Annotated in this window: 24 protein-coding genes; 16 read left to right on the forward strand and 8 right to left on the reverse strand. The window is 73.5% G+C overall.

Going from position 1 to position 23,401, the window contains the following annotated elements:
• Window positions 1-640 precede the first annotated feature (640 nt).
• A complete protein-coding gene (locus tag ACL02U_RS10245) occupies window positions 641-1,606 on the reverse strand; it encodes a DeoR/GlpR family DNA-binding transcription regulator (protein WP_412790388.1) in 966 nt (321 codons plus the stop codon).
• A gap of 167 nt (window positions 1,607-1,773) precedes the next feature.
• On the reverse strand, window positions 1,774-3,222 hold the full coding sequence (locus tag ACL02U_RS10250) for an NAD(P)H-quinone dehydrogenase (protein ID WP_412790389.1): 1,449 nt from the start codon (window positions 3,220-3,222) through the stop codon (window positions 1,774-1,776).
• 107 nt (window positions 3,223-3,329) lie between these two features.
• Here ACL02U_RS10250 and ACL02U_RS10255 point away from each other — a divergent pair, with 107 nt between their 5' ends.
• The 3 genes from ACL02U_RS10255 (at window position 3,330) to ACL02U_RS10265 (ending at window position 6,498) form a co-directional block, all read left to right on the forward strand.
• Window positions 3,330-3,767: a gamma-glutamylcyclotransferase gene (locus ACL02U_RS10255; protein WP_412790390.1), complete on the forward strand. Its 438-nt coding sequence runs from the start codon at window positions 3,330-3,332 to the stop codon at window positions 3,765-3,767.
• 218 nt (window positions 3,768-3,985) lie between these two features.
• The gene (locus ACL02U_RS10260) at window positions 3,986-4,810 is read left to right on the forward strand and encodes a purine-nucleoside phosphorylase (protein ID WP_412790391.1); all 825 of its coding nucleotides are present in this window, start codon (window positions 3,986-3,988) and stop codon (window positions 4,808-4,810) included.
• Window positions 4,811-4,866: 56 nt separating this feature from the next.
• Window positions 4,867-6,498 (forward strand): phospho-sugar mutase, encoded by a 1,632-nt coding sequence (locus ACL02U_RS10265; RefSeq protein ID WP_412790392.1) that lies wholly within the window; start codon window positions 4,867-4,869, stop codon window positions 6,496-6,498.
• 303 nt (window positions 6,499-6,801) lie between these two features.
• Here the strand turns inward: ACL02U_RS10265 and ACL02U_RS10270 are convergent, their stop codons facing one another.
• Entirely contained in the window at window positions 6,802-7,506 is a 705-nt protein-coding gene (locus ACL02U_RS10270) for a PH domain-containing protein (RefSeq protein ID WP_412790393.1), read from the reverse strand.
• Window positions 7,507-7,617: 111 nt separating this feature from the next.
• On the opposite strand from ACL02U_RS10270, the gene deoC reads away from it, so the two are divergent.
• The 5 genes from deoC to ACL02U_RS10295 all read left to right on the forward strand — a co-directional run bounded on the left by deoC (window position 7,618) and on the right by ACL02U_RS10295 (window position 11,667).
• Window positions 7,618-8,577, forward strand: coding sequence for a deoxyribose-phosphate aldolase (deoC, locus tag ACL02U_RS10275; RefSeq protein WP_412790503.1), 960 nt, complete (start codon window positions 7,618-7,620; stop codon window positions 8,575-8,577).
• Entirely contained in the window at window positions 8,577-10,013 is a 1,437-nt protein-coding gene (locus ACL02U_RS10280; RefSeq protein ID WP_412790504.1) for an aldehyde dehydrogenase family protein, read from the forward strand. Before deoC ends, ACL02U_RS10280 begins: the two co-directional genes overlap by 1 nt.
• Complete coding sequence (locus ACL02U_RS10285) at window positions 10,006-10,920, forward strand: aldehyde dehydrogenase family protein (RefSeq protein ID WP_412790394.1); 915 nt, start codon at window positions 10,006-10,008, stop codon at window positions 10,918-10,920. Before ACL02U_RS10280 ends, ACL02U_RS10285 begins: the two co-directional genes overlap by 8 nt.
• 244 nt (window positions 10,921-11,164) lie before the next feature.
• Window positions 11,165-11,419 carry a type II toxin-antitoxin system Phd/YefM family antitoxin gene (locus tag ACL02U_RS10290; RefSeq protein WP_412790395.1) on the forward strand — a complete coding sequence of 85 codons (255 nt, stop codon included), beginning with the start codon at window positions 11,165-11,167 and terminating at the stop codon, window positions 11,417-11,419.
• Complete coding sequence (locus ACL02U_RS10295) at window positions 11,416-11,667, forward strand: type II toxin-antitoxin system RelE family toxin (RefSeq protein ID WP_412790396.1); 252 nt, start codon at window positions 11,416-11,418, stop codon at window positions 11,665-11,667. The genes ACL02U_RS10290 and ACL02U_RS10295 overlap by 4 nt, the downstream gene beginning before the upstream one ends.
• A gap of 59 nt (window positions 11,668-11,726) precedes the next feature.
• Here the strand turns inward: ACL02U_RS10295 and ACL02U_RS10300 are convergent, their stop codons facing one another.
• Window positions 11,727-12,131, reverse strand: coding sequence for a hypothetical protein (locus ACL02U_RS10300; protein WP_412790397.1), 405 nt, complete (start codon window positions 12,129-12,131; stop codon window positions 11,727-11,729).
• 59 nt (window positions 12,132-12,190) lie between these two features.
• Between ACL02U_RS10300 and ACL02U_RS10305 the strand changes: the two genes are divergently transcribed.
• Complete coding sequence (locus ACL02U_RS10305) at window positions 12,191-12,907, forward strand: uridine kinase (protein ID WP_412790398.1); 717 nt, start codon at window positions 12,191-12,193, stop codon at window positions 12,905-12,907.
• Between the two features lie 301 nt (window positions 12,908-13,208).
• Here ACL02U_RS10305 and ACL02U_RS10310 read toward each other — a convergent pair whose 3' ends face one another.
• Complete coding sequence (locus ACL02U_RS10310) at window positions 13,209-13,964, reverse strand: SigE family RNA polymerase sigma factor (protein ID WP_412790399.1); 756 nt, start codon at window positions 13,962-13,964, stop codon at window positions 13,209-13,211.
• Between the two features lie 267 nt (window positions 13,965-14,231).
• Here ACL02U_RS10310 and afsQ1 point away from each other — a divergent pair, with 267 nt between their 5' ends.
• The 5 genes from afsQ1 to ACL02U_RS10335 all read left to right on the forward strand — a co-directional run bounded on the left by afsQ1 (window position 14,232) and on the right by ACL02U_RS10335 (window position 18,386).
• Window positions 14,232-14,909, forward strand: a complete 678-nt coding sequence (afsQ1, locus tag ACL02U_RS10315) for a two-component system response regulator AfsQ1 (RefSeq protein WP_412790400.1) — start codon at window positions 14,232-14,234, stop codon at window positions 14,907-14,909.
• On the forward strand, window positions 14,906-16,591 hold the full coding sequence (locus ACL02U_RS10320) for a sensor histidine kinase (protein WP_412790401.1): 1,686 nt from the start codon (window positions 14,906-14,908) through the stop codon (window positions 16,589-16,591). Before afsQ1 ends, ACL02U_RS10320 begins: the two co-directional genes overlap by 4 nt.
• A 74-nt stretch (window positions 16,592-16,665) precedes the next feature.
• Window positions 16,666-17,319 (forward strand): hypothetical protein, encoded by a 654-nt coding sequence (locus ACL02U_RS10325; RefSeq protein WP_412790402.1) that lies wholly within the window; start codon window positions 16,666-16,668, stop codon window positions 17,317-17,319.
• Window positions 17,320-17,399: 80 nt separating this feature from the next.
• Entirely contained in the window at window positions 17,400-17,945 is a 546-nt protein-coding gene (locus tag ACL02U_RS10330) for a VanZ family protein (protein ID WP_412790403.1), read from the forward strand.
• A 237-nt stretch (window positions 17,946-18,182) separates the two neighbouring features.
• Window positions 18,183-18,386, forward strand: a complete 204-nt coding sequence (locus ACL02U_RS10335) for a PspC domain-containing protein (RefSeq protein WP_412790404.1) — start codon at window positions 18,183-18,185, stop codon at window positions 18,384-18,386.
• Between the two features lie 92 nt (window positions 18,387-18,478).
• Here the strand turns inward: ACL02U_RS10335 and ACL02U_RS10340 are convergent, their stop codons facing one another.
• Window positions 18,479-18,832 (reverse strand): ATP-binding protein, encoded by a 354-nt coding sequence (locus ACL02U_RS10340; protein ID WP_412790405.1) that lies wholly within the window; start codon window positions 18,830-18,832, stop codon window positions 18,479-18,481.
• A gap of 137 nt (window positions 18,833-18,969) precedes the next feature.
• Entirely contained in the window at window positions 18,970-20,133 is a 1,164-nt protein-coding gene (locus ACL02U_RS10345) for an adenosine deaminase (RefSeq protein ID WP_412790406.1), read from the reverse strand.
• Between the two features lie 113 nt (window positions 20,134-20,246).
• On the opposite strand from ACL02U_RS10345, the gene ACL02U_RS10350 reads away from it, so the two are divergent.
• On the forward strand, window positions 20,247-21,008 hold the full coding sequence (locus ACL02U_RS10350; protein WP_412790407.1) for an alpha/beta hydrolase: 762 nt from the start codon (window positions 20,247-20,249) through the stop codon (window positions 21,006-21,008).
• A gap of 13 nt (window positions 21,009-21,021) precedes the next feature.
• Here ACL02U_RS10350 and ACL02U_RS10355 read toward each other — a convergent pair whose 3' ends face one another.
• Window positions 21,022-21,972 (reverse strand): LysR family transcriptional regulator, encoded by a 951-nt coding sequence (locus ACL02U_RS10355; protein WP_412790408.1) that lies wholly within the window; start codon window positions 21,970-21,972, stop codon window positions 21,022-21,024.
• Between the two features lie 63 nt (window positions 21,973-22,035).
• Between ACL02U_RS10355 and ACL02U_RS10360 the strand changes: the two genes are divergently transcribed.
• The gene (locus ACL02U_RS10360) at window positions 22,036-23,346 is read left to right on the forward strand and encodes an MFS transporter (protein ID WP_412790409.1); all 1,311 of its coding nucleotides are present in this window, start codon (window positions 22,036-22,038) and stop codon (window positions 23,344-23,346) included.
• The last annotated feature ends 55 nt before the right edge of the window (window positions 23,347-23,401 follow it).

The following is a 23,401-nucleotide window of genomic DNA, read 5'->3' on the forward strand; positions in this document are numbered from 1 at the left end:
CCCGGGCGGCCAAGCCCCGCAGCACCCCGCGCAGCGCCCGGTGGGAACGGAGCAACCGTTCCCACCGGGCGCTGCGTGCGTCGGCACCCGTACGGGCGCGGTGCCGCCGGCGCTTCGGCCGCGGAGGTGCGCCGCGGGGACGGCCGGGTGCCTGGAGGTGCACTGCGGACGCGCACGGCCGGACGGCCGGCCGCCGGGAAGTGCGCCACCGAGGGCCGACGCCGCGTCCGGGCCCGAGCACCCGTACCTCTGCCCGGCATCGCGTGCCGTCCCGTGCCCCGGCCCGGGCGGGTGCCCGGCCCCGGGGCGGACCGTGGCCCCGGCAGGCGCCGACGAGGCCGGTCCCACCCGCCGCAGGTGCCGACGGACGCCGGTCCCACCCGCCGCGGGCGCCGGTCCCACCCGCCGCGGGCGCCGGTCCCACCCGCCGCGGGCGCCGGTCCCACCCGCCGCGAGCGCGGGTCTCACCTGCCGCGGGCGCCGGCGGATGCCGGTTTCACCGCCCCGCGCGGACCGTGCGCCCCGCGCGGACCGTGCGGCCCGAACGGCTCATGCGCTCCGAACGGCCTGCATAGGCCGAACGGCTTGGCTGGCGGGCGCGGCGGCGGGCGGGGGGTTCGTGCCCCCGGCGGGGCCGGGTTCAGCGCCGCCGGAGGTCGGCCACCCGGGCCCGTTCGGCGGCGGGTGCCTGCTCGCCGAGGACGGCGGCCGCCCGCAGCCCGCTCGGACCGGCGCCCGGGCCCTGCCCGCGGCGCGGCCCGGGCAGGGCCACGTCCCGACGCTGCTGACGGCGCGCCGGGACGTCGTCACCCCCCTGGTTCCCGTTCGCCCCGGCCACGGCGATCTGCACCCCCTGATCTGCGAGGGCCTGCAGTTCGGTGGTGGCGCGGTCGTCGTGGGCGGGTGGCGCGTCGGTGACGAGCCGGGTGATCAGGTCCGTCGGCACGGTCTGGAACATGGTGTCCGTGCCGAGCTTGGTGTGGTCCGCGAGGATCACCACCTCGGCGGCGGCCTGGACGAGGGCCCGGTCGACGGACGCGGAGAGCATGTTGGACGTGGACAGGCCCCGCTCTGCGGTGAGCCCGCTGCCGGAGAGGAAGGCCTTGGACACCCGCAGCCCCTGGAGGGACTGCTCGGCGCCACTGCCCACCAGGGCGTAGTTGGACCCGCGCAGGGTGCCGCCCGTCATCACGACCTCCACCCGGTTGGCGTGTGCCAGGGCCTGGGCGACGAGGAGGGAGTTGGTGACGACGGTCAGTCCCGGCACCCGGGCGAGGCGGCGTGCGAGTTCCTGGGTGGTGGTACCCGCACCGACCACGATGGCTTCGCCCTCTTCGACGAGGCCCGCGGCGAGGTCGGCGATGGCGGTCTTCTCGGCGGTCGCTAGGTGGGACTTCTGCGGGAAGCCGGACTCCCGCGTGAAGCCTCCGGGCAGCACCGCACCGCCGTGCCGGCGGTCGAGGAGTCCTTCTGCCTCCAGCGCACGCACGTCCCGCCGTACGGTCACTTCGGAGGTCTGGACGACGCGGGCGAGCTCACGGAGCGACACGGCACCGTTCGCTCGCACCATTTCGAGGATCAATTGGCGACGTTCTGCAGCGAACACGAAACTGACAGTAACGCGGGCGACCGTCTGGTTTCAGCTGTATGCGCCGAATAACAGAAGATGTTCGCACGGGGCAACGGGAAGTGGTATAGCAGCCTATCCCCGCCGCCTATGCCGCCGGCACACCCGGCAGCACCCCGTGACCAGCGGCAAGCCGGTTCCGGCCGTCAGGCCTCGGCCCCCGTCTTGCGGGTGTGCAGCTGCCGGGCCACCTCCGCGATCGACCCCGAAAGGGAGGGGTAGACGGTGAACGCGTTCGCGATCTGTTCGACCGTCAGATTGTTGTCGACCGCGATCGAGATCGGGTGGATGAGTTCCGAGGCGCGGGGGGCGACGACGACGCCGCCGACCACGATGCCGGTGCCGGGCCGGCAGAAGATCTTCACGAAGCCGTCGCGGATGCCCTGCATCTTCGCGCGCGGGTTGCGCAGCAGCGGCAGTTTCACGACCCGGGCGTCGATCTTGCCGGCGTCGACGTCGGCCTGGGTGTAGCCGACGGTGGCGATCTCGGGGTCGGTGAAGACGTTGGAGGAGACCGTCTTGAGGTTCAGCGGGGCCACCGCGTCACCCAGGAAGTGGTACATGGCGATGCGGCCCTGCATGGCGGCCACCGAGGCGAGGGCGAAGACACCGGTCACGTCGCCGGCGGCGTACACGCCGGGAGCGGTGGTCCGCGACACCTTGTCGGTCCAGATGTGGCCGGACTCCCGGACCCTGACGCCGGCCTCCTCCAGACCGAGCCCCTCGCTGTTCGGGATCGCGCCGACGGCCATCAGGCAGTGGCTGCCGGTGATGACCCGGCCGTCGGAGAGGGTGACCTCGACCCGGTCGCCGACCCGCTTGGCGGCGGCGGCGCGGGAGCGGGCCATGACGTTCATGCCGCGGCGCCGGAAGACGTCCTCCAGGACGGCGGCGGCGTCCGGGTCCTCGCCGGGCAGCACGCGGTCGCGGGAGGAGACGAGGGTGACCCGGGAGCCGAGCGCCTGGTAGGCGCCGGCGAACTCGGCACCGGTGACGCCGGAGCCGACCACGATGAGTTCCTCGGGCAGCTCGGTGAGGTCGTAGACCTGGGTCCAGTTCAGGATGCGCTCGCCGTCCGGACGGGCGTCGGCGAGCTCGCGCGGGTGACCGCCGGTGGCGAGGAGGACGGCGTCGGCGGTGAGGGTCTCCTCGCTGCCGTCCGCCGCCGTGACCACGACCCTGCGCGAACCGTCGAGGGCCTGCATGCCCTCCAGCCGGCCGCGCCCGCGCACCACCCGTGCCCCGGCGCGGGTCACGGAGGCGGTGATGTCGTGCGACTGGGCGAGGGCCAGCCGCTTCACCCGGCGGTTGACCTTGCCCAGGTCCACGCCGACGACCCGGGCCGCCCGCTCCAGCGGCGGGGTGTCGTCGGCGACGATGATGCCGAGTTCCTCGTACGAGGAGTCGAAGGTGGTCATCACCTCGGCCGTGGCGATGAGGGTCTTCGACGGCACGCAGTCGGTCAGCACCGACGCACCGCCGAGGCCGTCGCAGTCGACGACGGTCACCTCCGCGCCGAGTTGCGCGGCCACCAGTGCCGCTTCGTATCCGCCGGGGCCGCCACCGATGATCACGATCCGAGTCACGTACTCCATTGTCCCGCACGCCTCGACGAGACACCGCCCCGGGGGCTCGCCCGGTGCGCCACCGTTACGCAAGTGACGTCCGGGGCGTGCCGGACCGCTGCCGTACCCTCTCCCCCATGTCGCTCTACGCCGCGTACGCCGGCAACCTCGACGCGCGGCTGATGACCCGCCGCGCACCGCACTCGCCGCTGCGCGCCACCGGCTGGCTGAACGGATGGCGGCTGACGTTCGGCGGCGAGCAGCTCGGCTGGGAGGGCGCGCTGGCGACACTGGTGGAGGACCCCGTCTCGCAGGTCTTCGTCGCTCTCTACGACATCGCACCCATGGACGAGGAGTCCCTCGACCGGTGGGTCGGTGTGAATCTGGACATCTACCGCCGGACGCGGGTGCGCGCCCACACGCTGGACGGCGAGGAGCCGGCGTGGTCCTACGTCCTCAACGGCTACGAGGGCGGGCTGCCGTCGGCGCGCTACCTCGGCGAGATCGCGGACGCGGCGGAGTCGGCGGGCGCTCCGCACGACTACGTGATGGAGCTGCGGAAACGGCCCTGCTGAGCCGGACCGGGCACCCCGCCCGGCACCGCCGGCGACCCTGCTGAGCCGCGCCGGCAACCCCGCCCGGCGCCGCTGCGGGCGGGCGGCGGCGGCCTCGCCCCGGGCGTCGCGCCGCCCCGCGGAGCCACCCCGCTCGTCGGAAACGACAAGACAACGATCGCCATCCCGTGGGGTCTGTCATCTACGCGCGTAGGCCGAGAGCGGTTACCCTCGTCCGCGTGAACGCATCTCTTCTTCCGGACCACCTCCCGGGCGACCCGCACGCCATCGCCGACGCCGCTGCCGCGCACCTGCGCACCATCACCGGCACCGAGACCCATGACGTCGCCCTCGTGATGGGCTCCGGCTGGGCCCCGGCCGTCGACGCCCTCGGGACGCCCGACGCCGAGTTCCAGGTCACCGAGCTGCCGGGATTCCCGCCGCCGGCGGTCGAGGGCCACGGCGGCAAGGTCCGCTCCTACCGCATCGGCGACAAGCGGGCCCTGGTCTTCCTGGGCCGCACCCACTACTACGAGGGCCGGGGCGTGGCCGCCGTCGCGCACGGCGTGCGCACCGCGGTCGCCGCCGGCTGCAAGACGGTCGTCCTCACCAACGGCTGCGGCGGCCTGCGCGAGGGCATGCGCCCCGGCCAGCCGGTGCTGATCAGCGACCACATCAACCTCACGGCCACCTCCCCGATCGTCGGTGCCAACTTCGTCGACCTCACCGACCTGTACTCGCCGCGGCTGCGTGCCCTGTGCAAGGAGGTCGACCCCAGCCTGGAGGAGGGCGTCTACGCCCAGTTCCCCGGCCCGCACTACGAGACCCCGGCCGAGATCCGTATGGCCCGCGTCATCGGCGCCGACCTGGTGGGCATGTCGACCGTGCTGGAGGCCATCGCGGCCCGCGAGGCGGGCGCGGAGGTGCTGGGCATCTCCCTGGTGACCAACCTCGCCGCCGGCATGACGGGCGAGCCGCTGAACCACGAGGAGGTGCTCCAGGCCGGCCGCGACTCGGCGACCCGGATGGGCTCCCTGCTCGCGCAGGTGCTCGGACGGCTGTAGGGGCACCGCCGGCACCGCGCACCCACCGCACACACGACACGAGAGGCTGACCCGACGTGCACGAGGACCTGATCGCCCGGGCCGAGGCCTGGCTCGCCGAGGACCCCGACCCGGAGACCCGCGAGGAACTGGCCCGGCTCATCGAGGCGGAGGACGTCGAGGAGCTCGCCGCCCGCTTCGCCGGCACGCTCCAGTTCGGCACGGCGGGCCTGCGCGGCGAACTCGGCGCCGGCCCCCTGCGCATGAACCGCTCGGTCGTCATCCGCGCGGCCGCCGGTCTCGCCGCCTACCTGAAGAAGAACGGCCACGCCGGCGGACTCGTCGTCATCGGCTACGACGCCCGCCACAGGTCCGCCGACTTCGCCCGGGACACCGCCGCCGTCATGACCGGCGCCGGCCTGCGCGCGGCCGTCCTGCCCCGGCCGCTGCCCACCCCGGTGCTCGCCTTCGCGATCAGGCACCTCGGCGCGGTCGCGGGCGTGGAGGTCACCGCCAGCCACAACCCGCCCCGCGACAACGGCTACAAGGTCTACCTCGGCGACGGCTCCCAGATCGTGCCGCCCGCCGACACCGGCATCGCCGCCGAGATCGAGGCGATCCCCTCACTGGCCGCGGTCCCGCGCCCGGACGAGGGCTGGGACACCCTCGACGACTCGGTCCTGGACGCCTATCTGGCCCGCACCGACGAGGTTCTGGCGCCGGGTTCCCCGCGCACCGCCCGCACCGTCTACACCGCCATGCACGGCGTAGGCCGGGACGTGCTGCTGGCCGCGTTCGCCAGGGCCGGTTTCCCGGAGCCGGTGCTGGTGGCGGAGCAGGCCGAGCCGGACCCGGACTTCCCCACGGTCGCCTTCCCGAACCCGGAGGAGCCGGGGGCGATGGACCTGGCGTTCGCCGCGGCCCGGAAGCACCACCCCGACCTGGTCGTGGCCAACGACCCGGACGCCGACCGCTGCGCGGTCGCGGTGCACGACGGCACCGACTGGCGGATGCTGCGCGGCGACGAGGTGGGCGCCCTGCTCGCCGCCCACCTGGTGCGGCGCGGTGCGCGGGGCACCTTCGCCGAGTCGATCGTGTCCTCCTCCCTCCTCGGCCGGATCGCCGCCGAGGCCGGACTGCCGTTCGAGGAGACGCTGACCGGCTTCAAGTGGATCGCCCGCGTCGACGGCCTGCGCTACGGCTACGAGGAGGCCCTCGGCTACTGCGTGGACCCGGACGGCGTGCGCGACAAGGACGGCATCACGGCCGCCCTGCTCGTCACCGAACTCGCCGCGCAGCTCAAGGAGGAGGGCCGCACGCTGCTCGACCTGCTCGACGACCTCGCCGTGGAGCACGGGCTGCACGCCACGGACCAGCTCGCGGTGCGGGTGGAGGACCTGTCGGTGATCACCGCCGCCATGCGCCGGTTGCGCGAGCAGCCGCCGGCCGAACTGGCGGGCCTGCCGGTCACCGGCGCCGACGACCTGAGTCGCGGCTCGGACCGGCTGCCGCCCACCGACGGCCTGCGCTACACCCTCGAGGGCGCCCGCGTCGTCGTCCGCCCCAGCGGCACCGAGCCCAAGCTCAAGTGCTACCTGGAGGTGGTCGTGCCGGTCGGCACGCACGCCGAGCTGCCCGCGGCCCGCACCGAGGCGGCCGAACGCCTGGCCGCCATCAAGCGGGACCTGTCGGCGGCGGCCGGTATCTGAATCCCCGGGGTGCGGAGGGCCTCGCCGGAAGGAAGGCACTCGCCCGCCCGCCACGTCGTGGCCGCCCCCGCAGCCGCAGCCGCAGCCGCAGCCGCAACAGGACCGCTACCGCAGCCGCCGGGCCCGGACGCGCCGGGCCCGGACGCGCCGGGCCCGGACGCGCGGCACCCGGTCCCCGGCCCGCGCCGCACGCCGCAGCCGGACAGTCGGTCGGCCCCCGGCCGCAGCCGGACAGTCGGTCGGCCCCCGGCCGCAGCCGGGCAGCCGGTCCGGCCCCCGGCCTCGGCCGGGGGCCGTCCCCGGTCAGCCGACCGCGAGCAGGATCGCCAGCAGTACCAGTCCGGCGGCGACCGGCGCGACGACCTCGTACGCCCAGCGCACGGTCACCTCGCCCTGCGAGGTCTTCGCCGGGCCGCGGGCGTCGAGCATCTCCTTGAGCTCGTCCATGATCTTGTCGGTCTCGGCGCGCACCGGGCCGTCCGACTCGGGTTCGGGGCCGCCGGCCACCGCCCCGCCGGCCGTCGCCCCGAACATGCCGCCCCGGCCGCCGCCCCGGCTTCCGCGGCGGGCGGCGGTCTCGGCCCTGGCCTGCTGACGCGCCGCCTTCTTGCGGGCGCGGAGCGACACGGGCACGGCCCAGAGCTGGAACTTCTTGCCGGACTTGGCCACGACCTCGTTGGAGTACCCGGAGCGCAGGCGCTCGACCTCGCCCCAGGGCAGGACGACCACGCGCAGCGGGTTGCGCACGCGCAGCCGGTCCTGGTTGGCGAAGACGGCGGGGCGCAGCGTGTAGGTGGTCACCGTCGGCACGGCGACCAGCAGTCCGGCGAGCGACAGCCAGGGTGTGCTGCCGTGTCCGACCACGATCGCGTCGATGCCGAGCCAGCAGATGAGGGCGAGCAGCAGGACGCCTCCGGCGATGCCCGCGGGGGACCGGTAGACGCGGTCCCTGGCTGCGGGCAGCGGCGGCTGCGGCGCTGCTGACGGGGGCTGTTCCGGGGTGCTCATGGCCCCGATTGTGCCCGACGCCCGGGCGCGGCTCACGTGCGGTCCCTTCCGGGAGGACGAGCACGGGGGCTGTACAGCCGCTACGCGCGTAGATATGCTCGTCTGGTGACCATGCCCACTACTGCACCTGCCGCACCTGCTCTGAGCGACGTCACCGCGTCCGACAGCACGCTGCGCCGCTTCCTCCACGGGCTGCCCGGCGTCGACGCGGTCGGCCTGGAGGCGCGCGCCGCCTCGCTCGGCACCCGTTCCATCAAGACCACCGCGAAGGCGTACGCGATCGACCTGGCCATCTCGATGGTCGACCTGACGACGCTGGAAGGCGCGGACACCCCGGGCAAGGTCCGGGCGCTCGGCGCCAAGGCGGTCCGCCCCGACCCGACCGACCGTACGACGCCGACGACCGCCGCGGTCTGCGTCTATCCGGACATGGTGGCCGTCGCCAAGGAGGCCGTGGCCGGATCGGGCGTGAAGGTCGCCTCGGTCGCCACCGCCTTCCCGGCGGGCCGCGCCGCGCTCGACGTGAAGCTGGCGGACGTGCGGGACGCCGTCGCCGCGGGCGCCGACGAGATCGACATGGTGATCGACCGCGGGGCGTTCCTCGCCGGCCGGTACCTGAAGGTCTTCGAGGAGATCACCGCCGTCCGGGAGACCTGCGGGACGAACGCCCGGCTGAAGGTCATCTTCGAGACCGGCGAGCTGTCCACGTACGACAACATCCGGCGGGCGAGCTGGCTCGGCATGCTGGCCGGAGCGGACTTCATCAAGACCTCCACCGGCAAGGTCGCCGTGAACGCGACGCCGGCGAACACGCTGCTGATGCTGGAGGCGGTCCGCGACTTCCGCGCCGCCACCGGGGTGCAGGTGGGTGTGAAGCCGGCCGGCGGAATCCGCACCAGCAAGGACGCGATCAAGTTCCTCGTCCTGGTCAACGAGACCGCGGGCGAGGACTGGCTGGACAACCACTGGTTCCGCTTCGGCGCCTCCTCCCTGCTGAACGACCTGCTGATGCAGCGCCAGAAGCTGGCCACCGGCCGCTACTCCGGCCCCGACTACGTGACGGTGGACTGATCCCCATGGCTTTCGAGTACGCACCCGCACCCGAGTCCCGCGCGGTCGTCGACATCGCGCCCTCGTACGGTCTGTTCATCGACGGCGAGTTCGCGGAGGCCGCCGACGGCAAGGTCTTCAAGACGGTCAGCCCGAGTTCCGAGGAAGTGCTGTCGGAGGTCGCCCAGGCGGGCGAGGCCGACGTCGAGCGCGCGGTCCGGGCGGCCCGGAAGGCCTTCGCGAAGTGGTCGGCGCTGCCCGGCTCCGAGCGCGCCAAGTACCTGTTCCGCATCGCCCGGATCATCCAGGAGCGCAGCCGCGAGCTGGCCGTCCTGGAGACCCTGGACAACGGCAAGCCGATCCGGGAGACCCGGGACGCCGACCTGCCGCTGGTGGCCGCGCACTTCTTCTACTACGCGGGCTGGGCGGACAAGCTGGAGCACGCCGGGTTCGGTCCGTCGCCGCGGCCGCTGGGCGTGGCCGGGCAGGTCATCCCCTGGAACTTCCCGCTGCTGATGCTGGCGTGGAAGATCGCCCCGGCGCTGGCCACCGGCAACACGGTCGTCCTGAAGCCGGCGGAGACCACGCCGCTGTCCGCGCTGTTCTTCGCGGACGTCTGCCGCCAGGCGGGCCTGCCGAAGGGCGTGGTCAACATCCTCACCGGTTACGGGGACACCGGTGCCGCGCTGGTCGCGCACCCGGACGTGAACAAGGTGGCCTTCACCGGCTCCACCGGCGTCGGCAAGGCGATCGCCCGCACGGTGGCGGGCACGCGCAAGAAGCTGACCCTCGAGCTGGGCGGCAAGGGCGCCAACATCGTGTTCGACGACGCCCCGATCGACCAGGCGGTCGAGGGGATCGTCAACGGGATCTTCTTCAACCAGGGCCAGGTGTGCTGCGCGGGCAGCCGCCTGCTGGTCCAGGAGTCGATCGAGGAGGAGCTGCTGGCCTCGCTGAAGCGCCGGCTGGCCACCCTCCGGCTGGGCGACCCGCTGGACAAGAACACCGACATCGGCGCGATCAACTCCGCCGAGCAGCTCGCCCGCATCACCGCGCTCGCCGAGCAGGGCGAGGCGGAGGGCGCCGAGCGCTGGTCCCCGGCCTGCGAGCTGCCGGACAGCGGCTACTGGTTCGCGCCGACGCTGTTCACGAAGGTCACCCAGGCGCACACCGTGGCCCGGGACGAGATCTTCGGCCCGGTGCTGTCGGTCCTCACCTTCCGCACCCCCGACGAGGCGGTCGCCAAGGCCAACAACACGCCGTACGGCCTGAGCGCGGGCATCTGGACCGAGAAGGGCTCCCGGATCCTGGCCGTCGCGAACAAGCTGCGCGCCGGCGTGGTGTGGTCCAACACGTTCAACAAGTTCGACCCGACCTCGCCGTTCGGCGGCTACAAGGAGTCGGGCTTCGGCCGCGAGGGCGGCCGCCACGGCCTGGAGGCGTACCTCGATGTCTGAGAAGACGGAAAAGACCGACCGTTTCGACCGTCTGTCGGTGTTCAAGACCTACAAGCTGTACGTGGGCGGGAAGTTCCCGCGTTCCGAGAGCGGCCGGGTGTACGAGGTGACGGACTCGAAGGGCAAGTGGCTGGCGAACGCCCCGCAGTCCAGCCGCAAGGACGCCCGGGACGCCGTCGTGGCGGCCCGCAAGGCGTTCGGCGGTTGGTCGGGGGCGACCGCGTACAACCGCGGTCAGGTCCTCTACCGCGTGGCGGAGATGCTGGAGGGCCGCCGGGACCAGTTCGTGCGGGAGGTCGCGGACGCCGAGGGGCTGTCGAAGGCGAAGGCGGCGGCGGTCGTCGACGCGACGGTGGACCGCTGGGTCTGGTACGCCGGCTGGACGGACAAGATCGCCCAGGTGACCGGCGGCGGCAACCCGGTCGCCGGCCCGTTCTTCAACCTCTCCTCCCCCGAGCCGACGGGTGTCGTCGCCGTGCTGGCACCGCAGGATGCCTCGTTCCTGGGCCTGGTGTCGGTGCTGGCCCCGGTGATCGCGACGGGCAACACGGCCGTGGTGGTCGCCAGTGAGCGGCGCCCGCTCCCGGCCCTGTCCCTCGGGGAGGTGCTGGCCACCTCCGACGTGCCTGGCGGTGTCGTCAACGTCCTCTCCGGCCGTACCGCGGAGATCGCGGCGCCCCTCGCCTCGCACCAGGACGTCAACGCGATCGACCTGGCGGGCGCGGACGAGGAGCTGGCGAAGGAGCTGGAGGTCGCGGCCGCGGACAACCTCAAGCGCGTACTGCGTCCACAGCCTGTGGACAACTGGTCCGAGGCCCCCGGACTCGACCGCATGACGGCGTTCCTGGAGACCAAGACGGTCTGGCACCCGACCGGATCCCTGGGCGCGTCCGGCTCCGCGTACTGAACCCGCCGAGCCCGCCGAGCCGGAGAGCCGCGCCCACCTCCCGTCCGAGGAGGGCGCGGCTCTCCTCTGGCCGAGATCAGCCAAGCGCCGTGCGTGTCGCGCCCCCATGCCGCGTGGCACTTCCCGGCCCACACGTACGCCTCACCGGGTCTCAGCGCCGCCGACTTCTCGGCGGCAATCGACCTTGACCGTCCCCCTCCCTGCTGAATTGTTCACAACATGCATCTCGTGCAACCATGTGCACATGGTTGAGATCACCATCAGCTCCGCCCGCTCCCAGCTCGGCGACCTGGTCCGCCGCGCCGCCCACGGCCGCGAGACCATCGCTCTCACCGACCACGGACACGTGGCCGCCCTCCTGGTGTCTCCCCAAGTGATAGAGGACTTCGAAGACGCCCTCGCCCTCGCCGACTACCAGCGCCGCAAGGCGGAGGGCACTCTCGAACCGGGCATTCCCATGGACGAGGTGCGTCGGCGGCTGGGGCTCGAGAAGAAGTGACCTACGAGATCATCTTCGAACCGCGGGCCTTGGACTCCGCGGCGAGGTTCCCGAAGGAGGATCCGAGCGGACTCGCCATGGTCCTCGACACCATCGACAAGCTGGCCCACGAGCCCCGGCCGGCGACGTCCGTTCCGTATGGGTCAGCCGATGTGCGACGCCTGCACGTCGGCGACTACCGGGTGCTCTACACCATCGACGACGGCGTGATCCGCGTCCTCGTCACCCACCTCGGCCGGACGCCCTGAGCACAGCGGAGAGCCGCCCCCTCCGTGCAGCGAGGCGCGGCTCTCCGTACTGTCCGCGCTCACCCACCCAGCGCCCCCGTCACCGTGCCCACCACGGGCAGGGCGCCGATCGACTGCGCCTCGGCCACCGGTCCGGTCAGCGCCTGCGAGGTCAGCGGCTTGAAGTCGGCGAGCTGGGTGCCGACGCCGTTGTCGAGCGGGTCGACGCCGGTTCCGGCGAGCGGGTTGGGCTTGAGGTCGGACACCGGGCCCGTGACGTAGCCGAGCGTGCCGGTCAGCGTCTGCAGGCCGGCCTCCGGGTCGACGTGGCCCAGGGAGGTGGGGTGCGTGCGCACGGCGTCCACCACCGGCCCGGTGGCCGCGGAGGCGGTCGCCGCGCCCGCGCCCAGCGCCACCCCCGCGGTCGCGAGGACGGCCAGCGCGCGTCGGCCGGAGGAGGTCGGGGAGGAGTCGTGTCGGGCCATCGCCGGAGCCGCCTTCTGGAGCTTGGGGTAACGGTGTCGACACGAAGGGTAGTTGAGGTGTGACGCGTGCTTCAAAGCCGACCCGCGGGGTCGTTCGCCGATCGGGCGATGCCGCACACTGGTGTCCCGTGAGCTCCCATCCACCCGTTTCCGCGCGCGTCGTGCTGCTCTGCGGCCCCTCCGGCTCCGGCAAGTCCCTCCTCGCGGCCCGCTCCGGACTTCCGGTGCTGCGCCTCGACGACTTCTACAAGGAGGGCGCGGACCCGACGCTTCCCCTGGTGGCGGGGGGCCGCGACACCGACTGGGACCATCCGGACTCCTGGGACGCGGACGCCGCCCTCACCGCCATCGTGTCCCTGTGCCGCACCGGCCGCACGGACGTCCCCGTGTACGACATCTCGCTGAGCGCCCGCACCGGCGCCGAGACGGCCGACATAGGGTCCGCCCGGCTGTTCGTCGCGGAGGGCGTCTTCGCCGCGGAGATCGTGGCCCGCTGCCGGGAACTGGGAGTGCTCGCCGACGCGCTGTGCCTGAGCCGCGGCCCGGTGACCACCTTCCGCCGCCGCTTCCTGCGGGACCTGCGGGAGGGCCGCAAGTCGGTGCCGCTGCTGCTGCGGCGCGGTTGGCGGCTGATGCGGGCGGAGCGGTCCATCGTGGCCCGGCAGACCGCGTTGGGCGCCCACGCCTGCGACCGGGACGAAGCGCGGACCCGGCTGGCCGCCGTGGTCGGCCGGTCCTCCCGGGAGGCCGCGGCGCCGCCCACGCTGACCGCCTGAACGCACGGGAACCGGTCCCGGGACCGGAGTCGGGGCCGGGCGACCGGGGTCGCCGGGACCGGGTCGCCAGAACCGGGGCCGCCGGGACCGGGGTCGCAGCCGGGACCTGCGGGAAGCCCTGCCGTCCGAAGAGGTTCCGTCCGAAGCGGCCGGCACGCACGGCAGCGGGACTGGACGGACCCCCCGGCCCTCCAGTCCCGCTGCCGCTCCCCCCACTCCCGTCCGGGTCCCCCGTGCTCTCCCCCGACGGGCCCCCGTGGGGTCCCCCGTGTTCCCGCTCCCCCGTGTTCCCCCAGGGCCTTCAGGCGACGAGCTCGCCGAAGGCGTCCTCCCGGTCACGGCCGAAGCTGAGGACGTCGTCCTCGCGCAGCCGGCGGAGCGACCGCCAGATGCTCGACTTCACCGTGCCGACGCTGATGTCGAGGATCTCCGCGATCTCCGGGTCGGTGCGGCCCTCGTAGTAGCGCAGGACCAGCATCGTGCGCTGGAGTTCGGGCAGCCGGGCGAGCGCCTGCCACAGGACCGTGCGCAGTTCGGTGCCGCGCATCGCGTCCGTGTCGCCCACCGTCTCCGGCAGCTCCTCGGTCGGGTACTCGTTCAGCTTGCGGCGGCGCCACGCGCTGATGTGCAGGTTGGTCATGGTGCGGCGGAGGTATCCGCCGACCGCGGCCTTGTCGGTGATCCGGTCCCAGGCCCGGTAGGTCGAGAACAGCGCGCTCTGCAGCAGGTCCTCGGCCTCGAACCGGTCACCGGTCAGGTGGTAGGCCGTGGCGTACAGGGAGGCGCGGCGCTCCTGTACGTAGGCGGTGAACTCCGCCTCCGTCAGCGAGCGGCGCTCCCCCGGTTCCTCCCCGTACGCGGCTCCCCCGTGAGCCCCCGTTTCCGTTTCCCCCGTGTGCGCGTCGACCACCGTCATGTGCCCGGTGTGCTGACGCCCGGTGCCGCGAGCGCACCCCCGCGGGCTCACGGCACCGGACTTCTCGGAGCCCCGGCTCGTGTGCACGTCGTGCAGACGCGTGACCACAGCGCTGGTGCCGGTGCGGTGCAGCGTGTTCATCTCGCGCCCCCCGTCGTGGACTTCCGGTGTGTACTTCGTTCCGGCCCGGCCGGTCGCCCGATCAGGGCCGGCCGCCCCCTTGCCTGTGCCGAAAAGCTTGCCTCCGCACCTTCATGGCCGTGTCCGCCGACTGTCACAGACCTGTCACAGGGCCCGGCCCGGCCGTTGCCCGCACCGTCCGGGCGGAACCCGGCCCGGCGCGGTCCGACCGGGCCGGTCGGACCCGCGGGTCGAACACGACCCCCGCCATGGGCCAGAATGAGCCCTGTGCCTTCCCTGTTGCTGATCGAGGACGACGACGCCATCCGGACGGCCCTGGAGCTCTCACTGACGCGCCAGGGGCATCGCGTGGCGACCGCTGCCAGCGGTGAGGACGGTCTGAAGCTGCTGCGCGAGCAGCGCCCGGACCTGATCGTGCTGGATGTGATGCTGCCCGGCATCGACGGCTTCGAGGTGTGCCGGCGCATCCGGCGCACCGACCAGTTGCCGATCATCCTGCTGACCGCGCGGAACGACGACATCGACGTGGTGGTCGGACTGGAGTCCGGCGCCGACGACTACGTCGTCAAACCGGTGCAGGGGCGCGTGCTGGACGCCCGCATCCGGGCCGTGCTGCGGCGCGGGGAACGGGAGTCGAACGACGCGGCGACCTTCGGCAGCCTGGTCATCGACCGGGCGGCGATGACCGTGACGAAGAACGGGGAGGACCTGCAGCTCACGCCGACCGAGCTGCGGCTGCTGCTCGAACTGAGCCGCCGGCCCGGCCAGGCCCTGTCCCGGCAGCAGTTGCTGCGGCTGGTGTGGGAGCACGACTACCTCGGCGACTCGCGGCTGGTGGACGCGTGCGTGCAGCGGCTGCGCGCCAAGGTGGAGGACGTGCCGTCGGCTCCGACGCTCATCCGTACCGTGCGCGGGGTCGGCTACCGCCTGGACCCGCCTCAGTGACGACCACCGGAGAGGATGCCCGCGGCTGGGCCGCGGACCGCGGGAAGGGCCTGTCGCGGCTGCGCTTCACCAGTCTGCGGCTGCGGCTCGTCGTCGTGTTCGGCCTGGTGGCGCTGACGGCCGCGGTGGCCGCGTCCGGCATCGCCTACTGGCTGAACCGGGAGGCCGTGCTGACCCGCGCCCAGGACGCGGTGCTGCGCGACTTCCAGCAGGAGATGCAGAACCGGGCGGGCGCGCTGCCCGCGCATCCGACACAGGACCAGTTGCAGCGCGCCGCCGGGCAGATGGCCAACAGCAGCCAGCGCTTCACGGTGCTGCTGGTCGCCGTCGACGCGAACGGCCGGAAGGTGTCCGCCAACTCCGGCGGCCTCAACGGCTTCGCGCTGACGGACGTACCGCAGTCGCTGCGGGCGGCGGTGAACCGGCAGCAGCCGCTCTCCTCGACGAACAAGTCGCCCTACCACCTGTACTGGCAGCGGGTCGTCGACGACGGCACGCCCTACCTGGTGGCGGGCAGCAGGGTGATAGGCGGCGGTCCGACCGGCTACATGCTGAAGTCGCTGGAACCCGAGGCGAAGGACATCAACTCGCTGGCCTGGTCGCTCGGCATCGCCACCGCGCTCGCGCTGGTCGGCGCCGCGCTGCTCGCGCAGGCCGCGGCGACGACGGTGCTGAAACCGGTGCACCGCCTCGGCGTCGCCGCCCGGCGGCTCGGCGAGGGCCGGCTCGACACCCGGCTCCGGGTGTCCGGCACGGACGAACTGGCCGACCTCTCCCGCACGTTCAACAACGCGGCCGCGGCACTGGAGAAACGCGTCGCGGAGATGGCGGCGCGGGACGACTCGTCCCGGCGGTTCGTGGCCGACATGAGCCACGAACTGCGCACCCCGCTGACCGCGATCACCGCGGTGACCGAGGTGCTGGAGGAGGAACTGGACTCCGAGAGCGGCGGAATCGATCCGATGATCGAACCCGCGGTGCGGCTCGTCGTCAGTGAGACGCGGCGGCTGAACAACCTCGTGGAGAACCTGATGGAGGTCACCCGCTTCGACGCGGGCACGGCCCGCCTGGTGCTGGACGACGTCGACATCGCCGACCAGATCACCGCCTGCATCGACGCCCGCGCCTGGCTGGACGCCGTGGAGCTGGACGCCGAGCGCGGCATCCACGCCCGGCTCGACCCGCGCCGCCTGGACGTGATCCTCGCCAACCTCATCGGCAACGCCCTCAAGCACGGCGGGTCCCCGGTACGGGTCTCCATACGGGAGACGGACGAGGAGATCGTGATCGCGGTGCGCGACCACGGGCCCGGCATCCCGGAGGACGTCCTGCCGCACGTCTTCGACCGTTTCTACAAGGCCAGCGCCTCCCGGCCGCGCTCGGAGGGCAGCGGGCTGGGCCTGTCCATCGCGCTGGCCAACGCCCACATCCACGGCGGTGCGATCAGCGCCGCCAACTCCCCGGAGGGCGGCGCGGTGTTCACGCTCCGGCTGCCGCGGGACGCCTCCGAGCTGACCCGGGAGGCGGAACGGGGACGGGACGACGGCGACCGCGCCGCAGGGGTGCCGGGGAGGAACGGCCGGCGCGGCGGGAACGGCGGCCGCGACGGCAGGGACGGCAGGGAGAACCGGGACCCGGACGGGGACGGGGCCGGGATGCAGAAGGGGGACTCAGCCCGATGACCGCACGCCGAGGCCCGGCGACCGTAAACGGAGGCCCCGGGACCGCGCGCCGGGGCGGGGACACCGCACGCCGGATGCCGGGGACCGCATGCCGGGGCGGGGGCGCCGCACGCCGGGGCCGCGGGGGCGTACGCCGGCGGCTGCTGGCCCTTCCGCTGCTCGCCGCGGTGCTGGCCGGCTGCGGGATCCGCTCCACCGAGGTGCCCACCGACTTCGGTGCCGCCCCGTCGCGGGTGCGCTGCTCGCTGGCCGAGCCGGACCTGTCCTGGCAGACCTCGCACGGGGTGCCCGTGCAGGTGTTCCTGCTGTGCGGTTCCTCCCTGGTGGCCGTGGACCGGTCGGTGCGGGTGCCGCAGGGCGCCGTCGACTCCAAGCGGCGGGTGCTGGTCGCGCAGGGCCTGCTGGACCAGCTCGCCCAGACGCCGTCGACGGCCGAGAAGGAAGCCGGCTACACCACCGACGTGCCCGGCGGCATGACGGTGACCACGCCGGAGCCGAAGGACCCGGACGACGCCCTGCGCCTGAGCACGCCGCCGGACCGGCTCACCGCCTTCGCCCTGGCACAGATCGTCTGCACTCTCTCCGACTCCGCGGCGGCCGAGGGCGACGGCTCCGTCACCCTCGGCGGACCGGACGGCCTGCCGCTGCGCCGCTACTCCTGCACGGACGGGGTGCGCTCCCGGCCGGGCGAGGAGGAACCGCCCTCCAGCGAGGTGACCGGCGGCTGAACCGCGGTGTGGCGCACGCCTCCCCTCCGGCCGGGGAACGGAGCGGAACCGATCGTGCCGCAGGCCGCGTCTTGGGTGGCGTGCAGCGTCAAGGCTCCCTCGTCGGCGACAGCGCCGCGCTTCGTGTCCGGGTGGCGGGAGGACTTCTCCTCGTCGCGCACCTCGTGTTCGTCGCCTGGTTCACGCTTCGTCCGCTGCACGTCCCCTGGGTGATGCCGCCCAACCTGCGCCCCTTCGCGGGCATCCGCGCCGACCTGGCGCTGGGGCCCGCCGAGGCGGCCCGGCGGATCGGCGGGCAGCTCGGGCTGCTGGCGCCGCTGGGGGTGCTGCTCCCGATGGCGCACGGCCGTGTGTCCGTCTCCCCGTTCGGTTCGCTGGTCCGGACGGTCGCCGCCGGGGCGCTGCTGTCCCTGGGCATCGAGCTGCTGCAGACGGCCGTCCCCGGCCAGATCGTCGACGTCGACTCGCTGCTGCTGAACACCGCCGGGGTGGCGCTGGCGCACCTGGCGTGCGTTCCGGCGGTCCGGGGCTGGATGCGCCGCAGGACGGCGCGTGCCCGTCCGTCGCGCTCCGAGACGTCTCAGGGTCGGACCCCGACGATTCCCAGGGTCGGTATCAGCCGCTAGCGCGAGGCACCGGCCGCGGCGGACGCCTAGCCTGGTTGACAGCTGGAGAAAGGGAGACCCGGTCGGGGAACCCGCTCGCGGCGGCTGCCGGCAGGTTCCTGCGCGGAAGCGGGCCGGGCGCGGGCGAACGCCACGGCCCGCCGGGGCCCGCCGTGCCCGCCCCCGGTGGGCCGCGGGCAAACCGAAGGGGGCGTGCGCCCCCGAGGTGACCGAGCCATCGAAGAGGAGCTGAGCCCCATGACGGCGCTAGTCCGCCCCACCCACGGCCGTGTGATCGCCGGCGTCTGCGCCGGGCTGGCCCAGCGTTTCGGTGTCTCCGCGACGACGGTGCGGGTGATCTTCCTGCTGTCCTGCCTGCTGCCCGGACCGCAGTTCCTGCTCTACATAGCGCTGTGGATCCTGCTGCCCTCGGAGGACAAGGCACGCACCGCCGCCTGGTGACGGGAGCACGTCGGGCACCCCGCGCGGGACCGCGCAGACCGGCGGGGCGCACCCCGTCAGGAGTACGCCCCGCGCCAGGGCCGCTGGGGGACTCAGCCCAGCGGCACCCCGTTCACCGGCAGGCCGTGCGTCGGCAGCCCCTGCACCGGAAGACCGCCGAGCAGGCCGGAGACCGGCGCGGTCGGGCCGTCGGCGAGGACCTTCTCCGCGGCCGGCTGCGCGGCGGCCAGACCCGCGTCGACCGCGGTCTTGCCCTGGTTCAGCGCCTCGGTGGCACCGGGCAGCGCCTGACCGACGTTCTCCGCCGGGAGCGTCCGGGTGAGGCCGTCGAGAGCCTGGCCGGCGTCAGGGACGGCGGGTGCGGCGTTCGCGGCACCGGCACCCGCTGCGGCGAAGGCGGCACCGAGCGCGGCGACACCGAGGGTCTTGGCAGCAGACTGCTTCATGAAATGCGTCCTCGAAATGAGATGACGGGGATGGAGCGGTCCACGACCGTAAACACGGTGCGGCGCAGGCTGCAAACATCGAAATGCGGACGGATGGTGAACACCCGCCCGCACCCGATACCTCCGAATACGCCCCGTCACTCTTTCGTGTTCGCAGAACCCCTGGTGGAAGCGGTCTGCTGGAACAGCCATTCGGACTTCAGCTCTGCGTATCCCGGCTTGACGACGTCATTGATCATCGCCAGTCGTTCATCGAAAGGAATGAACGCTGATTTCATCGCATTGACGGAGAACCACTGCAGATCGTCGAGTGTGTAGCCGAACGCCTCGACAAGGTGCTCGAATTCCCGGCTCATGCTGGTGTGGGACATCAAGCGGTTGTCCGTGTTCACCGTGGCACGGAAGTGCAGGCGCCGCAGCAGCCCGATCGGATGCTCGGCGTAGGAGGCGGCGGCGCCGGTCTGGAGGTTGGAGCTCGGGCAGAGCTCCAGCGGGATCCGCTTGTCGCGGACGTAGGAGGCGAGCCTTCCGAGGCGCACCGTGCCGTCTTCGTCGACCTCGATGTCGTCGATGATGCGGACGCCGTGCCCGAGCCGGTCGGCTCCGCACCACTGCAGGGCCTGCCAGATGGACGGCAGCCCGAAGGCCTCGCCGGCGTGGATGGTGAAGTGGTTGTTCTCCCGCTTGAGGTACTCGAAGGCGTCCAGGTGCCGGGTGGGCGGGTAGCCGGCCTCCGCACCGGCGATGTCGAAGCCCACCACGCCGAGATCGCGGTAGCGGTTGGCCAGTTCCGCGATCTCCAGGGAGCGGGCGGCGTGCCGCATGGCGGTGAGCAGGGCACCGACGCGGATGCGGCGGCCGTTCTCGCGGGCCAGCCGCTCCCCCTGCCGGAAGCCCTCGTTGACGGCCTCGACGACCTCCTCCAGGGTGAGCCCGCCCTCCAGGTGCTGCTCGGGGGCGTAGCGCACCTCGGCGTAGACGACGCCGTCCTCGGCGAGGTCCTCCGCGCACTCGCGGGCGACCCGCACGAGGGCGTCCCGGGTCTGCATCACGCCGACCGTGTGGGAGAAGGTCTCCAGATACCGCTCCAGGGAGCCGGAGTCGGCGGCCTCCGCGAACCACAGGCCCAGCTTGTCGGGGTCCGTCTCGGGAAGTCGGGAGTACCCGCACTCGCGGGCGAGTTCGGCGACGGTGCCGGGGCGCAACCCGCCGTCGAGGTGGTCGTGCAGCAGAACCTTGGGCGCCCGGCGGATCTGCTCCGGCGTCGGACTGCCACCCGTGGGCATGGTCTGGCTCGTCATTTCCGCACTCTAACTCCTACGCGCGTAGACGGCATGCGGTACACGGCGGCCGATACGTAACGGTGACCGCACGGACGGGTCGCGTACACCCGTGCTTCTGAGACTGTTCTGTCATGGCACAGCGAGCGACGCCGGTCCGCGCGGTCCGGCTGGGGCGGGTGTTCGGGCCGGAGCCCACGACGGTGAGCGGGGCGGTGATGCTGCTCCCGGGCGGTGACGAGACCTCCGCACGCAGACCGTCGCCGCTGGTGGCGGCCGCCTCCGTGCGGGCGTTGGGCCGCCGTCTGGCCCGGGCCGGCCACTCGGAGGGGCTGGCGGTGCACGTGGTGCACTACCACTGCCGCGGCTGGAACGGCGGCGACGCGAACCTGGCACAGGACGCCTCCTGGGCCGCCGACGAGTCGGTACGCCGCTACGGGGACGTACCGGTGTGCCTCGTCGGGGTCGACATGGGCGCCCGGGCGGCACTGCGCGCGGGCGGGCACGAGGCGGTCAACTCGGTCATGTCGATCGCCCCCTGGCTGCCCGAGGACGATGTGGCGGTGCCGCTCGAACCGGTGAAGCAGCTCACCGGCCGGCAGGTGCTGATGGTGCACGGCACCAACGACGAGCGGACCGACCCGGAGCTGTCCTTCCGGCTGGCGGAGCGGGCGAAGAAGGCGAACCGGGACGTGTGCCGGTTCGAGGTGCACTCCGACCGGCACGGTCTGCAGCAGCACCGCGGCGAAGTCCTCTCCCTGGCCGAGGACTTCGTCATGGGGGCGCTGTTCGGACGGGCGTTCTCCCGGCCGGTGCAGGACGCCCTGGCGGCGCCGCCGCCGCTGGGGCTGCGGATGCCGCTGGCGGCGGGATTCGGGTCGACCTGGCGGCGCTGAGCGGACGGCGGCGTCAGGCCAGCAGCTTCCCGCGTCGGGACAGCAGGAACCTCCTGAACTCGGCCACCGGCGGGGTGTCCGGCTGGTACGCCCGCCACGCCACACCGATCTCGCGGATCGCCCGCGGGGCGGTCACCGTCAGCTCCACGACGCCCGGGCGGGGTACGGCGGGGGGCGGCAGCAGCGCCACCCCGAGGCCCGCCGCGACCAGTCCCCGCAGCGTCTCGGCCTCCTCGCCCTCGAAGGCGACGCGGGGCGAGAAGCCCGCCTCCCGGCACAGGTCGTCGGTGATGCGGCGCAGCCCGTAGCCCGGTTCCAGGGTGACGAAGGTGTCGTCGGCGGCCTCGGCGAGGCGGATCCGGCGGCGGCCGGCGAGCCGGTGGTCGGCGGGCACGACCAGCCGCAGCTTCTGCTCGTCGAGCCGGCGGGCGACCAGATCGGGCGCGTCGGGGACCGGCGAGGTCAGGCAGAGGTCGAGGTCGCCGGCGCGCAACCCCTCCAGCATGGCCTCGCCGTAGTTCTGGACGAGGCTGAAGCGGATCCGGGGATGGTCGGCGCGGAAGGCCTGGAGCAGCCCGGGAACGGTCTCGGCGCCCAGGGTGTGCAGGAAGCCGAAGGCGACCTTGCCGGTGGCCGGATCGGCGTCGGCGCGGACCTCCTCGGCGGCGCGCCGCAGGTCGGCCAGGGCGCGCTCGACGGAGGTGAGGAAGGCGCGGCCGGCCGGGGTGAGCGCGAGGGTGCGGCCGCGACGGGCGAACAGGTCGACACCCAGGTCCTGTTCGAGCCGGACCAGGGACCGGGAGAGGGTCGACTGGGGGACGCCCATCTCCTGCGCGGCCCGGGTGACGTGCTCGGTGCGGGCGACGCCGGCGAAGTACGCCAGCCGTGGAGCCAGCGACGTCACCATGTCCTCCGTGTCACCGGACCGTGACAGGCGCTTCTGTGACCTGGATTGATGCACCATGGGAACGATTATGGCCGTTCCGTGCATTGGACGGATGAGGAACGGCCCGCATAGCGTCGAGGCATGAATCCCGCCAGTACCGGGGCGTCCACCACCGTGGGCGCCGCCACCGCCGTGCCCGCCCCCGCCCCCGTTCGCATCCCCACCCCCGCTGCCGCCGACACCCGGATGTCTCCCGGCGGGCCCGGCTACCGCCGGATGAGCCTGGCCCTCTTCCTCGCCGGAGTCGCCACCTTCGCCCTGCTGTACTCCACCCAGGCGCTGCTGCCGCTGATCTCCGCCGAGTTCGGGGTCGCGGCGAGCGAGGCGAGCTGGACGGTGGCGGCCGCGACGGGCGGGCTGGCGCTCTTCGTGCTGCCGATGAGCGCCCTGTCGGAGCGTTTCGGACGGCGTGCGGTCATGACGGCCTCGCTGGCCGTCGCGGTCTGTGTGGGGCTGCTGGTCCCGTTCGCGCCCTCGCTGGGCGCGCTGGTGGCGCTGCGGGCGGTGCAGGGCGCGGCGCTGGCCGGGCTGCCGGCCTCGGCGACCGCCTACCTGGCGGAGGAGGTCCGCCCGAGGGCGCTGGTCACGGCGATCGGACTGTTCGTGGCGGGCAACAGCGTGGGCGGGATGAGCGGCCGGGTGATCACCGGCTGGGTCGCGCAGCTCTGCGGCTGGCGGGTCGCCGTCGGGGTGGTCGGGCTGATCGCCGTGGCCTGCGCGGTGGCGTTCCGGCTGCTGCTGCCGGTGCCGCGCCACTTCCGCCCCGGCTCGCTGCGCCCGCGGGTGCTGGCCCGCACCGTCCGCGGTCACCTCGCCGATCCGCTGCTGCGCCGGCTGTTCGCGATCGGCGCGCTGTTCATGACGGTGTTCGGCGGCGTCTACACCGTGATCGGCTACCGGCTGACCGGGGCGCCGTTCGGCCTGCCGCAGGGCGTCGTCGGCTCGATCTTCCTGGTGTACCTGGTGGGGACGGTCTCGGCGTCGGCGGCGGGCCGCCTGGTGGGACGCCTCGGCCGGCGCGGCGCGCTGTACCTGGCCGGCGGCGCGACGGCCGCCGGGCTGCTGGTGTCCCTGGCCGGCTCGCTGCCGCTGGTGCTGCTCGGGCTGGTGCTGGTCACGGCCGGTTTCTTCGCCGGGCACGCGGTGGCGTCCTCGGCGGTCGGCAGGACCGCGACGACCGGGCGGGCGCAGGCGGCCGCGCTGTACCAGTCGGCGTACTACGTGGGCTCCAGCGCGGGCAGCACCGTCGGGGCGGTCGCCTTCCACGCGGGCGGCTGGGCCGGGACGGTGGGCATCGGACTGCTGGCCGTGCTGGGCGTCGTCACCATCACCGCGCTGGGCACCCGCGCGGCGCGGGTCGCGGCGCGGCGGTCCCCGGTGGCCGCCTGCTGACCCGCCCCGGCGCGGTCGGCGGCCGCAGGCCCGGGCCCGCGGGCCCCGCCCCGGC

This window comes from Streptomyces sp. MS06, assembly GCF_047200655.1.
Taxonomy (GTDB): domain Bacteria; phylum Actinomycetota; class Actinomycetes; order Streptomycetales; family Streptomycetaceae; genus Streptomyces.

Bases quoted from the DNA above. Each gene is read 5' to 3' on its own strand.
- ACL02U_RS10270 (WP_412790393.1), bottom strand. From the start codon at position 7,506: ATGAGCACCCCGGAACAGCCCCCGTCAGCAGCGCCGCAGCCGCCGCTG.
- ACL02U_RS10285 (WP_412790394.1), top strand. From the start codon at position 10,006: ATGTCTGAGAAGACGGAAAAGACCGACCGTTTCGACCGTCTGTCGGTG.
- ACL02U_RS10345 (WP_412790406.1), bottom strand. From the start codon at position 20,133: ATGACGAGCCAGACCATGCCCACGGGTGGCAGTCCGACGCCGGAGCAG.
- ACL02U_RS10325 (WP_412790402.1), top strand. From the start codon at position 16,666: ATGCCGGGGACCGCATGCCGGGGCGGGGGCGCCGCACGCCGGGGCCGC.
- ACL02U_RS10360 (WP_412790409.1), top strand. From the start codon at position 22,036: ATGAATCCCGCCAGTACCGGGGCGTCCACCACCGTGGGCGCCGCCACC.
- ACL02U_RS10290 (WP_412790395.1), top strand. From the start codon at position 11,165: ATGGTTGAGATCACCATCAGCTCCGCCCGCTCCCAGCTCGGCGACCTG.
- ACL02U_RS10250 (WP_412790389.1), bottom strand. From the start codon at position 3,222: ATGGAGTACGTGACTCGGATCGTGATCATCGGTGGCGGCCCCGGCGGA.
- ACL02U_RS10355 (WP_412790408.1), bottom strand. From the start codon at position 21,972: ATGGTGCATCAATCCAGGTCACAGAAGCGCCTGTCACGGTCCGGTGAC.
- ACL02U_RS10255 (WP_412790390.1), top strand. From the start codon at position 3,330: ATGTCGCTCTACGCCGCGTACGCCGGCAACCTCGACGCGCGGCTGATG.
- ACL02U_RS10350 (WP_412790407.1), top strand. From the start codon at position 20,247: ATGGCACAGCGAGCGACGCCGGTCCGCGCGGTCCGGCTGGGGCGGGTG.
- deoC (WP_412790503.1), top strand. From the start codon at position 7,618: ATGCCCACTACTGCACCTGCCGCACCTGCTCTGAGCGACGTCACCGCG.
- ACL02U_RS10310 (WP_412790399.1), bottom strand. From the start codon at position 13,964: ATGAACACGCTGCACCGCACCGGCACCAGCGCTGTGGTCACGCGTCTG.
- ACL02U_RS10300 (WP_412790397.1), bottom strand. From the start codon at position 12,131: ATGGCCCGACACGACTCCTCCCCGACCTCCTCCGGCCGACGCGCGCTG.
- ACL02U_RS10340 (WP_412790405.1), bottom strand. From the start codon at position 18,832: ATGAAGCAGTCTGCTGCCAAGACCCTCGGTGTCGCCGCGCTCGGTGCC.
- ACL02U_RS10335 (WP_412790404.1), top strand. From the start codon at position 18,183: ATGACGGCGCTAGTCCGCCCCACCCACGGCCGTGTGATCGCCGGCGTC.